The following is a 13,535-nucleotide window of genomic DNA, read 5'->3' as shown; positions in this document are numbered from 1 at the left end:
CAGGAGTGCCACATGAGACCTGCGATTGATTGACAAAGGTCAATAATCAAGTGTCTGGTCCATATAAGATGGACATGAATTTACTTTGCTGTAGAACGGTTTGCATGATGGCGGGCGGCATCTTACCTTGTAACGCGACTTCTTTGTTCCAGATGTCCCCGCAGACCTGTGGACAGTCTCCCAATAGTTTTGCCACTGTCTGTTTTGGTAGGGCGATGTGTCTGGCCTCAGCGGTGACAGCGCGGGTGTCTGTCCAGCACCCTTTTGCTGGCTGCACTGCATGAGCAGGGTTCTACTGACGCTCAACGCTGGATCATCGAGCGTAAAATTTGCAGTATTCGAGGGCGATACTGGCTCAACTGAACCCGTGATTTTCGGCAAGATCGCGGGGATCGGTAATGCCCCCATATTTTCTGCGCGGGACAAGAACGGCGCGCCCCTCGACAAAGGAATGCTCGAAACGCTCGAGGTGTCGGCCGACCATGATCAGGTGATCGCACGTCTGTTGCCATGGCTTGAAACGCACCATGGTCAGGGGGCGCTTGCCGCAGTAGGACACCGCGTTGTGCACGGCGGTCGGGACTTCACTGCACCAGAACGCATTTCCGACAAGGTGTTGCAGAAGCTGGAGACCCTTGCGCCGCTCGCCCCGCTGCACCAGCCGCACAATATCGCGTCCATCCGCGCGGTTGCGAACTGGAAACCCGACCTGCCTCAGATTGCGTGTTTTGATACAAGCTTTCACCGTGACCAGATGCGGCCGGCAAAGCGCTTTGCCCTGCCCCGCTCCCTCACCGACGAGGGCATCATCCGTTATGGGTTTCATGGTCTGTCTTACGATCATATTGCCAGTGTCCTGCCAGAGCATCTTGGCAAACAGGCGGATGCGCGGATCATTATCGCCCATCTTGGCAACGGGGCCAGCATGTGTGCGATGAAGGATCGCAAGAGCCAGGCAACCACCATGGGCTTCACAGCTCTGGATGGGTTGATGATGGGCCGCCGCTGCGGCACGCTTGATCCCGGCGTGGTGTTATACCTGATGCAATCCAAAGGTATGCAAGCCGCAGAGATTGAGAAACTGCTCTATAAGAAATCCGGGCTTTTGGGTGTCTCAGGGCTGACCAACGACATGCAGGTGCTGCAAAACAGCGACGATCCACATGCAAAGGATGCTATCGAACTTTACTGCTATCGGGCCGCAAGCGGTCTGGCGGGACTTGTGCCTTCCATTGGCGGTCTGGACGCCGTGGTGTTTACTGCGGGCATCGGTGAAAATTCGGCCCTTGTCCGCAGGCAGATCTGTGATCAGCTTGGCTGGCTTGGCGTCACGCTGGACGACGCCGCCAACACCCGCAACGAGGTCGTGATCAGCACAGCGGCATCCAAGGTAAAAGTCCTCGTGATACCCACAAACGAAGAGTTGGTGGTGGCGAAAGCCTGTCGCAATTTCCTGTCCTGATCGGCATTGAAATAAGGTCCGACGATGTCATTGTAATCAGCCATACGCAGGTCACACCAGCAGGATTGGTGGCCGCAAGAATATCGATCTTTTAACCAAACGAATCATGAACTTCGCGCTCGATGAGGCGGTCTTTTCGCGCGAAGCGAGAACTGAGAGACAAAATAATCTAATAAATACAGACGTTTTGGGCAGGCATGGAATACCACCATAGCTAGAAAGCTGCCGTTACGTTAACATTATAAGTATTTTATTACATAGATGGAGTATTTCATGTCCATATTTTTCCAATCGCATGGCGGTTCTAACCGCGTTTCAAAACCCAAGACCAGAGCCGCGGCTGCGCCATCTGCACTGGTTCCCGCAACAGGCGATGTCGCCGTCGATGAAGCGGCTGATTTCGGGTATCTGTTTCCACCATCCGGCAATCCCGGCGATTATCTTTCTGACGATGTTCTGGGTGAACTGGATGAGCTGGGCAACCTGATGGTGCCCGACGAAGATCCTGGCAATTTGCATGTTACACCAGATTCGACCCTCCCCCCGATCTTGACCTATTGGGGTCAGTTTCTGGACCACGAATTGACAGCGCGTACGGACCGCGAGACGGATATTTCCAAGATCGATACGGCAGTTCCGTTGATGTCAGCCGCAGAAATTGAGACCAAACTCAAGAATGCACGGACACCACGCTTTGATCTGGACAGTGTCTATGGCGGTTTGCCGGTGGGCGTCGATATCACGCCGGATGTCGTCAAGGTCATCTCCGGCATGCGGCATCCGGCGCATCCTGCGAAGATGCGTGTCGGCACGGCAGAGGCGATAGGACCTTTGCCAGATGAGCTGGACCCGCACCGTGATCTGCCCCGGTTTCAGCAGGTGCAGCCAGAAGTGCGCGACGCCTATCTGAACATCTTGCGCGACAGACTGTCCCCGGCGGATTTTGCCGCCTTCGAAGCTGGTCTGCCGCAGCGGGCCATCATCGGGGACATGCGCAACGACGAGAACCTCATCATCGCACAGTTCCATCTGAGCTTTCTGCGTTTTCACAATCGCGCGGTGGACTTTCTTGAGGCCAATGACACCGGCTGGATACCTGACTTTCATGCAGCGCAGGCGCTTACTCGGCTGCATTATCAATGGCTGATCGTCGACGGATATCTCAAGAAAATTTGTGACCCTGCGGTGGTCGACGCCGTTCTGGCGGCCAAAGCGCGGCACTTCTTTGAATTCCGTGCCGCCCATGCCGATAGGGTCGGTGCCAAGACGTTGGGCAACGCGATGGCGCTGGAATTTTCCGTGGCGGCGTTCAGGTTCGGGCACACCATGGTACGCGATGCCTACGATTATAACAAAAACTTTGGTCGCTCGACCGGCGGAGCGTTCCTGCCCTCCGCTCCGTTCGACCAGATATTTACCTTCACCGGTGGCGGTGGATTCAGAGGCGGTGCCCGGGTACCTGAAAACTGGATCATCGACTGGACCAGATTCGTAGAGGCCGACGGCAACAGTGCCGATGGACATCCTGCCAAAACGGCCCGCAAAATTGATACGCTGCTGGCACCACCATTGGGCGATTTGCACAACGAGGCAAAGGACGAAGCCGACCCCAACATCAAAGCGTTGTTCCGGCACCTTGCGCGGCGCAACCTTCGGCGCGGGTTAAGCTTGCGGTTGCCAACCGGCCAAGCGCTGCATGCGCATCTGAAATCCGTTGGCGCGGTGACCAGCGATCCTGTCGCAAATGTCGCCGACCTCCTGGACGGAAAACCCAACCTAAAGGCGTTTCTGGAAGGGTCGCAGTCGCGCATGTTCGAGCGAACACCATTGTGGTTCTACTGCCTGGCCGAAGCCGAAGCGACAGGCGGCGATCATCTGGGCGAGCTGGGCAGCTGGATCGTAGCAAGCACGTTCATTGCAACCCTGCTCGCGGACCCGGATTCTGCGCTGTCGCTTGATTTCACGCCGCAGGACAGCCCATTGAAGGCACCCGATGGCACCCCCATCGACAGCATTGCCAAATGGATGAAATTTGCACTGGTAATGGAGTAGCGGAACCGCAGGCACTCGGATGAGAGGGAGACGATAATGATCACCCGCAGACGGCTCTTGCAACGCGGCCTTGGCTTTGTTGGGCTGTCGCTTATGCCGGGCTGCGGGCGGATCAAGAGCTTTTTCCAGCCCGAGGTTTCCCGTACCGCGATCGACATTCACGCGCATATTTTTAATGGCCGGGATGTGCCGCTGGTGGGCTTTTTACAGCAGACCGTATTACGCGACCCGCACCAGCCGGTCGAAAGCGCGCCCGTCACCGGCGCTTTCCTGAAACTGCTCAAAGCCATCATGTTGTCAGGAACACCGCGCGCTGGACCGGAACTTGAGACGTTGGCTACGCAAGGTTTCGTCTCTGCGCCAGAACCAGAAGTCCTGAAGCGCGACGAACGCAACGTGGCCGCGGGGCTGGCCGCGTTCAGCCGCAATCTGGGTCAGCAGACCGCCGGGTTGCGCACTACACGAACCGAAGAGGAACAAGTGCTGGACCGCATTGCCGCAGAGGTGGGGCAGCCAAATTTGCGAAACTCGCTTCAAACACCAGAAAATCAAGGGCGCACCCTGGCCGCCGAGATCTTCAGGCAAGGAAATACCGGCGCGTTGTCACAAGGCGAAACGCGCAGCTATGTCCATTATTCACCCTTCATGCAAACGATCCGTTGGGCCGGCCTATTGACGCGACCGCGCGTAGATATACTCGCAGAGTTGGGGCGGCTTTACGGCGGGTCATCGGGCATCCGCATATTCTCGCCTTCGCTGGTGGACTTCAGCGCCTGGTTTTTGACCGAAGAAACGGTCACTCCGACAGAGGATCTGATCATGCTGTTTTCTGCGATTGCCAAGGGTTATCCGGATGCTGTGATCTTGAACTTTGCACCGTTCTGTCCGCTCAAGGCCGCGCTTGAAACTGAGGATGATCCGAATGCCGACACATTGCGCCACGTCAAGCGGGCGGTTCTCGAATTCGGGTTCGCCGGTGTGAAACTCTATCCGCCGATGGGGTTCGTTCCGGCCGGAAATGACCGGATCGACATCACATGGGCACCACGCAAGCCCAAGGCAGGCGGCGCAGCACTGGATGTGGAGTTGTTCAAACTTTATGAATGGTGTGTGGCGAATGACGTGCCGATCAAGGCGCATGCCAACAATTCAATTGCCGCCGGTCTGGATACTGGTGCGTTTGCTTCGCCCGATGGTTGGCGCGGCGTGCTGGACCAGCCTGGACTGAAAAACCTGCGCCTTAACCTCGCGCATTTTGGCGGCTTTGATGAGAGCGCACCAGCCGGGGCATTGGCGACCGGGGTGGACTGGGAAGAAACCCTTGCAGGCATGCTGGAGACCTATCCGAACCTCTTTTTCGATCTAAGCTATTGGACCGACGCCGCTGATCCAGAGTCTCCATCAAGGGACCGTGTGATGCAACGGGTCGCAACATTGCTTGGGCGGACGCCCAAAATGCTGGACCGGATGATGTATGGGTCGGACTGGTCAATGATCGGGCGGGTGCCAAGCCATCCGCAGTATCTTGCAGGTGTGCGACAGGCACTGGATGAGCTGGCACTGGATGATGTCACCCGAGAAAGCGTCATGGGAGGCAATGCCGCGCGATATCTGGGGTTGGAGGCTGATGGCGCGCAACAGTCCCGGCTTTCACAATTTTTTGCCGGGCATCCGGTTTTTGAGGACATTTTCAACGGCGGGTGATCGTTTCCAGAGTTTGATCGCCACAATCATTAAGGGGATTTCAGATGACAACAAGGATACTCATTGCAGCCTTACTGGCACTAACGCCGCATCTTGCCTCGGCACAGCAGGCCACACCGGAAGAGGCCCAAGAGGCACTGAAATCCGCGGCAGAAGCGGCCAGGACGCAAGCGAAACAACTGACCTTCGAAGAATTTCGCGACCAGACGCCTTTCGTGCCCGAGACTGGAAAGTACTACGTCAATGGCGACACGCCGATACGCAACGAGAAGCTGTTGCGCGAGTTTTATGAACAGAACATCGCAAACACACCGCCAGTCACCAGCGGCAATGTCCCCGAATTTACGATCATCACCAACGGCGGCCTTGACCAGCTTTGGGGTGCCACTCAGCAACGTCAGCTGAGCTATTGCGTCAGTACCGCCTTTGGCGGGCGTCATGCTGCGGTGGTGGCAGACATGCAAGGTGCAACGGCAGCGTGGGAGGCCGTGGCAGATTTGGATTTTATCTATCATCCCAGCGAGGATTCAATCTGTGATACATCCAATGACAGGGTGCTATTTGACGTGCGTCCGGTCAATGCTGGCGGTCAGTTTTTAGCCGCGGCGTTTTTCCCGAACGACCCACGCGATGACCGCAGCGTTGTGATTGACCCTTCGTCCTTTGGGTTGGATCCGAATGGCAACCTGACGCTGCGGGGGATACTGCGGCATGAACTGGGGCACGTCATCGGTGCACGACACGAACATGTTCGCCCTGACGCCGGGGCCTGTTTTGAAGATACCGATTGGCGACCCGTGACTGACTATGACGCCTTTTCAGTGATGCATTATCCGCAGTGCAACGGGTTGGGCGACTGGACTTTGCGCCTGACCGAGACGGATAAGAACGGCGTCGCCTGTATCTACGGTGCGGCGGCAGGGTTTGTCATCGACACCTCGGTCTGTACGCCTCTGCATGGCAGCGGCGGCGCGGCCGTTACAGAAAGCTTTGGGCCCATGGATGTGGCACAGGATGATTTCATCCTGATTGGCCAGTTTCCTGTCGCGCCGGGAACCCCTTTCAGCGCCGTGATGACAGGGGATGGTCCCGCGTCAGGTGATCCTGATCTTTATGTCAAATTTGGCGGTCCAGCGCTGATCTCAAACTTTGACTGTCGCCCATATTCCGATGGCGCAGATGAAACCTGTGCTGTTGACGTGCCCGCGGGGCAGAGCACTGCGTTTGTGGCTGTCCACGGGTATGACACGGGACGGTTCGCCATCACCGTCACCCACACGGGCCCATGACCTGCGAAGCTCAGTAAGGAGGAATGACCATGAAAGTGTTTTCCCTAGTTATTGCACTGCTGCTGTGGGGTGCGGGGCCAGTGTGGGCCCAAAGTGCAGTGCCGGTTGCAGAGCTGGAGTGGCGCTCTGCCAGCCAGTCAGACGCAGAATTGGCGATTGAACTGAGCACGCTTTATGTCGTGCTCTACAACTCAGGCAATCTGACAGTCCGCGAGGCGACCACGGCAAAATCACCCTTTGTCGAGATTCTGCTTCGCGAAGAGGGCGTGTTCATGGGATCGTTCTTTCCCGAGGCGCTGGACGCGCTCTTGTGTGATCTGAACCCAGATGTCTGTTCGCGAACCCGCAAAGCCGTGTCGGAAAAGACGATATCGGACGTTGCCGCTCATATTGGTGGGTTTACCATCAGCCGAGGGCGATGGGCGACCCGGGCAGGCACGACAATCCTGATCCCGGATTACCTGTTCGAAAGCGTGACGGTCCTGTCACGCATCGAAGTGCCGGCGGACTGGCGCGCTGAGGATTATGTGGTACCGGCAGGGGTGGAGTGTTCCGCCTGGAAAGCAAGCTGTGAAGACCTCGTGAAACGTTTCAACCCCACGACGATTAAACGGCCCACGGGCACGATCAAAGTTACGGTTCCACAGCTTCGGTTGGCAACAACGGTTGCACTCAAAGCAGACGGCAAGTCCAGCTTCAGCAAAGCACTGACAGACCTCGGCATGGCGCAACCCGGCAGCAAGACGGAACGCGAATTTGTGAGCGTCACGGAGCGCTCAGCGGAATGGAACCAGATCATCACCACCGAGTCGCCCAATGATCTAGCGCTGGATGCCATGCAGAAAAATCTGCGCCCTGTTGGGTCCGTGTCCAAGTACGCGGCCGAAGATGAGCCATACTTTGACCAACAGATTGATCTGTTCAAGCTGATAAACCATCCGTTTGCTGCGTCTGGGGATATGCCAGATGAATATAAGCGCCCCATAGGTGTTGTGGTGATCGACAGCCGGTTATTGTCAGGTCATTGCGACTGGCCAAATGTATCGACAACAGACGGGACCGAACTGGTTGCCCCGGTTGAAGAGTTTACAGCAGATGTTCTTGAAGCCTCCAATGACAACACGACTGCGGCCATACCCAGGGTGGACTGTGCCAAGATCGATGAGCTGGCGCTGAGTGACAGTGATCACGCAGCATCGGTTGGTGGGCTGATCGCATCGCAGGAAAATGGCAAGGGCATGATCGGCCTCAATCCTGCGGCGCAGTTGCGGTTTTTGGAATTCGACAAGAATGCTGTGGCAGAAACCCAGATCGAAAATCTGGTAAACCAGTTGCAGCAGGATATTCCCGAAGGGACCCGCGTTGCCAACATGAGCTTTGGTATCCTGCAAATCTGGGGCAATTTCGATGAGGTCGAAGCCGCCTTGGCAGCGCAAGGTAGCCGGATGTTGTTTGTTGCGGCGGCCGGCAATGAAGGCCAGGCGATGGACGATGAAAGCTGCCGTATCTTGCCCGCCTGCCTGAACGGGTTGCCCAATGTTATCACGGTCGTCGGGCTGAACGCTGATCTCGCTGATCCGCGCCCATGGCAAACCGATACGGCGGCGACCAATACCAATCCAGAATTCGATGTGGGCGCAATTGCGCAAAATGTCCTGTCCACAGTTTCCAACAACCGTTTCGCGCATAAATCGGGCACGTCGATTGCAGCCCCACAAGTTGCCGCCGCCGCCTCACTTATCTTTTCTGCCGGGGAATTTATCTATCGGGACGCTCAGGGCGGCGCGCAGTTGGCCCCCAAGATCGTCAAGGATCGGCTGATCTATACCGCTGACTTTTTTGGGGAGTTGAGCGGTAACGTCAGTGCCGGACGGCTGAATATCGGCAGGTCGATGCATCTTGGTGACGCCCAGTTCGAGCTTTTCGATGGCCGCAGAATCGTCGGACAGGTCAAGCAGGCCCCAGACGAATTCTCCTGTCGCACGCCACATGAGAACCAGAAGTTTCAGAAGTGGTGGAATGTCCGGCGGCTGGTCTTCAATGAGGCCCGCAATCGGCACATCATTTTCAGACACATCGGCGGTGATCTGGGTGACCGATATGGGACCCTGGAAAGGTATCCTTCGTGCAATGTGACCACAGCGTCAGCTCCAGTGAAAGTACAAACCAGCGTTGCGGACGGGTTCAAGATTGTGGAATTCCGGTTTGCCGACATCAAAGATTATACGTCGCCGTTGTTCGACGAATGAAACCTCTGTTGATCCTCATCTGTTTTGCGCTCGCGGCACCATTGGCAGCACAACAAGCGCCGGTCATGGAAGCCCATGTTGACGGTGAGGTGCGCGGCAGCGACATCCGTGTGGGGCCAGATCGCATGACCGGCCAACCGCCGGTTCTGTGGACTGGTGAGATCAGCCAACCCGGTGCGGACTATATCCGCCTGCTCTTGCGGATCGAGGGGGAGGGGTTTGACCCCGCCGCTTTTGTCCGCCTTGTATCTGCACTTGACCAGAGCTTTGACATTCCTCTGTCCACAATCGGGCCTGAGGGATACTGGACCAATCTGATGCCGCTTGGCCGGGTGCGGCTGGCGCTGGTTTCTCAGAGCGTGCCGCAGGAGGCGGCGCTGATTATTGAAAACCTCGCGGTGCAAAGCGCCAAAGGGTCGCTCTATTCTACCTGGGGCGAAAATGAGATCCTGCCAATCAACGCGCAGGAAGTCCCTGAGGCTATTCGTGCGCTGGCCGCCCCCGTCGCATTCCTATCATTCATCGACGGCGGTTTTGCCCGCACCTGCACCGGATTTCTGATCGAACCCGATCTGCTGGCGACGAACGAACACTGCATCAACAGCGCCGAGACCTGCCGGAGCATGACCGCCGTATTCGGCTATGAATTCGATCCGCAGAACCGGCTTGTCATGGGGCCGCAACTGCGCTGTGCCGAATATGACGATACACGCAGCTCATTTGATCTGGACGTGTCGGTGATCCGGCTGAACCGCCCCGTCGGGCCCGAGTATGTGCCGGTGGATATCACAACTGACATGCCAGAGCCTGTCGGCCCGCTTTTCATTATTCAGCACCCTGGGTCACAGCCAAAACAGGTTTCCTTCATCAACTGCGCCGCAGTGCAGACAGGCGTGGACGGGCGCGCGTCAGGCAGCGACTTTACCCATACCTGCGATACCGCAGGTGGGTCGTCGGGGTCGCCGGTTTTCAATGCCGATGGGGTGCTTGTCGGGGTGCATCATTTCGGTTTCATGGATGACACCGACGGTATCTGGTCGGAAAACCGCAGCACCCATGCGGATCAGATTGGTGCGTGGTGGAAAGGCTGCTGCCAGCCAGTGGATCCCACAGCACCGCCCGCTGATTAGGTGATCTAACTCCAGTGCGGCTCCGCCAGCACTTGAGGGAACACACCGAACCTCCTTCCCTTTTTGAGCTTTCAGTCGATTTACCAACGCTGAAATTGATCCATCTCATGGTCCGCTTTTCTGACCGTGTTCAGATTAGCGCAACAGCGTGACCCGCCCGCTCGACCATTGAGCGTGCTGGGTTGTTTTGCGCGGATTGAAGATACCGGGGGGGGTAATCAATGAAGATCAAGGACTATTTAAAGATCGAAAGTGCGACTGATTTAAGCCGTACAGAAGTGGGGCGTTTGGGCACCGCGATATTGTTTGTTGTTGGCGTGATGGTCTATGCGGGATCTAAATTTGCCCATGTAGAACAGTCGTATTTGCTGGTTGCTGCTGCAGTAATCGGTGCCTACATGGCCATCAACATTGGGGCCAACGACGTTGCCAACAATGTCGGGCCAGCAGTTGGTTCTTTTGCGCTGACATTGACCGGGGCGATCATCATCGCTGCGATTTTCGAAGCCGCCGGGGCAATCATTGCCGGCGGCGATGTGGTCAGCACAGTCAAGAAAGGCATCATCAATCCGGCCGATGTTGCCGACCCGCAAGTCTTTGTCTGGGTCATGATGGGTGCCCTGACCGGCGCGGCGATCTGGCTTAACGCCGCTACATGGCTTGGCGCGCCGGTATCGACAACGCACTCAATCGTGGGCGGTGTCATGGGTGCAGGCATCGCAGCGGCTGGATGGGATATTGTAAACTGGGACGCGATGGCAAAAATTGCGGCAAGCTGGGTCATTTCGCCGATCACCGGCGGTATCATTGCCGCGTTGTTCTTGTATTTTCTAAAGCGGACGATCTTTTTCAAGTCCGAGCCTGTGGAATCGGCGCGCAAAGTCGTGCCGTTTATGATCGGTATCATGGCATGGGCGTTTGCCACATACATTGCGCTGAAAGGTATTGCGAAACTCGTCAAGATTGACTTCACCAATGCGATTTTGATCGGTCTGGTTGCCGGTCTGCTTGCCATCGTCATCGTTCGCCCGCTCATTAACAATGCGGCCCCCAATCTGGAAAACAACCGCGAAGGGGTGAACCAGCTTTTCACCATCCCGCTGATCATCTCAGCGGCCCTGCTCAGCTTTGCGCATGGTGCCAATGATGTTGCCAACGCTGTTGGTCCTCTTGCCGGCATTGTCGATGCTCTCACCGCCGGTGAGGGCGGCGCGTCAAAAGTCGCGATCCCGCTTTGGGTCATGGTTATCGGCGCGATGGGCATCTCGGTGGGCCTGGCGCTGTTCGGGCCCAAGCTGATCCGCACCGTCGGTTCGGAAATCACCGAACTGGACCGCAGTCGCGCCTTTTGTATTGCGCTGTCGGCCGCGATCACCGTGATCATTGCGAGCCACCTCAAATTGCCGGTCAGTTCGACCCACGTCGCACTTGGGGCCGTGTTCGGGGTTGGCTTCCTGCGCGAGTTCCTTGAGTTGCGGCTGGGCAGGGTCGTCGAAGATGTGCTGGCTCAGCACAAAGGCGAGCCAAACTTTGAGCAGGCCGAAAAGGTGTTGATGGATTTTCAGAACGCACCACCCGAAGACAAACAGCGCATTCTGAAGGAACTTCAAAGAATGGGGTCCGAGGCCGTCATTGATGCCGCTCAGAGAAAGGAATTGCAAAAGGCGTTGAAACGGCAGCTGGTCAAGCGGTCGTCGCTTTTCAAGATCGTGTCAGCATGGATCATCACTGTTCCGGTGTCGGCATTTCTGGCCGCCATGTTCTATTTCGTTTTACGCGGGATGATGTTGCCATAGGGGGTCACAGGTGATGTTTAAGAGACTGCTTTTGCCTGTCATCCTATTGGTGCTTACCCTGGGGTTTTGGGCCAGCTCCAACTTTCAGGAGATTGCCGCAGGCGTGGCCATCTTTCTTTTCGGCATGTTGATGCTTGAAGACGGGTTCAAGCTTTTCAGTGGCGGATTTCTCGAACGCGCGCTGGAGAAAGCAACCGGATCGATCGCAAAATCTGTAGGCTTTGGCGTTGTGTCCACAACGATCATGCAATCAAGCTCTCTGGTCTCAGTGATCACGATCTCGTTCCTCAGTGCGGGTCTGATCTCACTTTTGGCAGGGGTCGGCATCATATTCGGTGCCAATATCGGAACAACGACCGGAGCCTGGCTGGTTGCCGGTTTCGGGATGAAGGTCAACATTTCGGCCTATGCCTTGCCTATGCTGGCGATTGCGATCGTTTTGGTGTTTCAAAAGTCGAAATACCTGCGCGGTGCCGGCTATGTTCTGGCGGGGCTTGGTTTTTTGTTCCTGGGCATTCACCACATGAAGGAGGGCTTTGAGGCCTTCAAAGACCAGTTCGATCTGACCCGTTTTGCGTTGACCGGGCTGCTTGGGCTTGTCGTATATACGCTTGTGGGGGCCACGGCGACCGTTGTCATGCAGTCAAGCCATGCCACGATGGTGCTGATTATCACGGCACTGGCCGCCGGGCAGATCAGCTATGAAAACGCAATTGCGCTGGCAATCGGTGCCAACATCGGCACCACCGTCACCGCGATCATCGGCGCTTTTACCGCGAATTTTCAGGGTAAACGGCTGGCGCTGGCACATCTTATCTTCAACCTTGTCACTGCAGGCGTGGCGCTGATTTTCATCAGCCAAATTCGTTTGGCGGTAGATTACATAAGTGCCGGCGTCGGTATTCCAGACACCGATTACGCGCTGAAACTGGCCGTGTTCCACTCAATCTTTAATGTGCTGGGCGTCGTTCTGATGCTCCCACTCATTCATCAGTTGATCGCATTCCTTGAATTCGCCATCGCACAACCAAAGGAAGACCTGAGCCAGCCGAAATATCTTAGCGAAGCGGTAGACGAGTTTCCGCAAACTTTCCGGACAGCGATGCGCCGGGAAGTTCAGCATCTTTACGACAATGCGGTCGAATTGATCACCCATGGTCTAAACCTTCACCGGAGCGCATTGTTCGAAACCAAGGATATCGCTGCAACTGTCGCAGCCAGCCGTGCATCCTTTGAATTCGATATCGGTGAACGCTATGAAAAACGGGTCAAGACACTTTATTCCGCGATCATCGAATTTGCGACACGGGTCGGGGCCAAGGACATGCCCGAGGATGTAATGCAAGACATTTACACCATGCGAGATGTTGCCGGGCGTATCGTCAGGGCCGTGAAAGCGATCAAACACCTGCGGCGCAACGCCACCCATTACACGGTGCGCAAGCAGGGTGTGATCACGGACCTCTACAATGACTTGCGTACAGAGATCGCCCGCATCCTTGTGGAAATCCGCAAGCTTGAGCTGGCGGATCCAGAACACCGATCAAGCCTTTGGCTGGATCAGGAACGCATTCAGGTCGAACAGGACGAACAGGAAACCAACAGCAAGATCGACAGGCTGATCCGCGCCCGAAAGATCGACGCAAAAATGGCAACTTCATTTCTGAACGATTCAAATTACGCCTACAGCGCCATGCGCGATCTTCTCGGCGCGGCGCGGGCCTATTACATCGAAACCGAAGACGCGATGGCAGAGGTCGAACGCATCTTGGAAGTAGAGGACGATGAATTGAACGATCTGGTGGCTGCCGCACCATTTGTGACTGTAAAGCAGCGGAGATTGTGATGCACAC

The 13,535-nt window shown here is 56.2% G+C and carries 8 protein-coding genes; all 8 read left to right on the top strand.

Annotation, left to right across the window (positions count from 1 at the left end; all coding sequences use genetic code 11):
* The first annotated feature begins 280 nt into the window (after positions 1 to 280).
* The 8 genes from ACEWL3_RS02695 to ACEWL3_RS02660 all read left to right on the top strand — a co-directional run bounded on the left by ACEWL3_RS02695 (position 281) and on the right by ACEWL3_RS02660 (position 13,528).
* A complete protein-coding gene (locus ACEWL3_RS02695; RefSeq protein WP_386177488.1) occupies positions 281 to 1,462 on the top strand; it encodes an acetate/propionate family kinase in 1,182 nt (393 codons plus the stop codon).
* Between the two features lie 273 nt (positions 1,463 to 1,735).
* A complete protein-coding gene (locus ACEWL3_RS02690) occupies positions 1,736 to 3,514 on the top strand; it encodes a peroxidase family protein (protein ID WP_386177487.1) in 1,779 nt (592 codons plus the stop codon).
* Between the two features lie 36 nt (positions 3,515 to 3,550).
* Positions 3,551 to 5,218 (top strand): amidohydrolase family protein, encoded by a 1,668-nt coding sequence (locus tag ACEWL3_RS02685; protein ID WP_386177486.1) that lies wholly within the window; start codon positions 3,551 to 3,553, stop codon positions 5,216 to 5,218.
* Between the two features lie 44 nt (positions 5,219 to 5,262).
* Positions 5,263 to 6,507 carry a hypothetical protein gene (locus ACEWL3_RS02680; RefSeq protein ID WP_386177485.1) on the top strand — a complete coding sequence of 415 codons (1,245 nt, stop codon included), beginning with the start codon at positions 5,263 to 5,265 and terminating at the stop codon, positions 6,505 to 6,507.
* Between the two features lie 29 nt (positions 6,508 to 6,536).
* Positions 6,537 to 8,756: a S8 family serine peptidase gene (locus ACEWL3_RS02675; protein WP_386177484.1), complete on the top strand. Its 2,220-nt coding sequence runs from the start codon at positions 6,537 to 6,539 to the stop codon at positions 8,754 to 8,756.
* Positions 8,753 to 9,886, top strand: a complete 1,134-nt coding sequence (locus ACEWL3_RS02670) for a trypsin-like serine peptidase (protein ID WP_435000488.1) — start codon at positions 8,753 to 8,755, stop codon at positions 9,884 to 9,886. Before ACEWL3_RS02675 ends, ACEWL3_RS02670 begins: the two co-directional genes overlap by 4 nt.
* A gap of 221 nt (positions 9,887 to 10,107) precedes the next feature.
* On the top strand, positions 10,108 to 11,682 hold the full coding sequence (locus tag ACEWL3_RS02665) for an inorganic phosphate transporter (RefSeq protein WP_386177482.1): 1,575 nt from the start codon (positions 10,108 to 10,110) through the stop codon (positions 11,680 to 11,682).
* 13 nt (positions 11,683 to 11,695) lie between these two features.
* On the top strand, positions 11,696 to 13,528 hold the full coding sequence (locus ACEWL3_RS02660; protein ID WP_386177481.1) for a Na/Pi cotransporter family protein: 1,833 nt from the start codon (positions 11,696 to 11,698) through the stop codon (positions 13,526 to 13,528).
* The last annotated feature ends 7 nt before the right edge of the window (positions 13,529 to 13,535 follow it).

This window comes from Sulfitobacter sediminivivens, assembly GCF_042611115.2.
Classification (GTDB): domain Bacteria; phylum Pseudomonadota; class Alphaproteobacteria; order Rhodobacterales; family Rhodobacteraceae; genus Sulfitobacter; species Sulfitobacter sediminivivens.
This window is presented reverse-complemented; position numbering and strand designations above follow the sequence as displayed.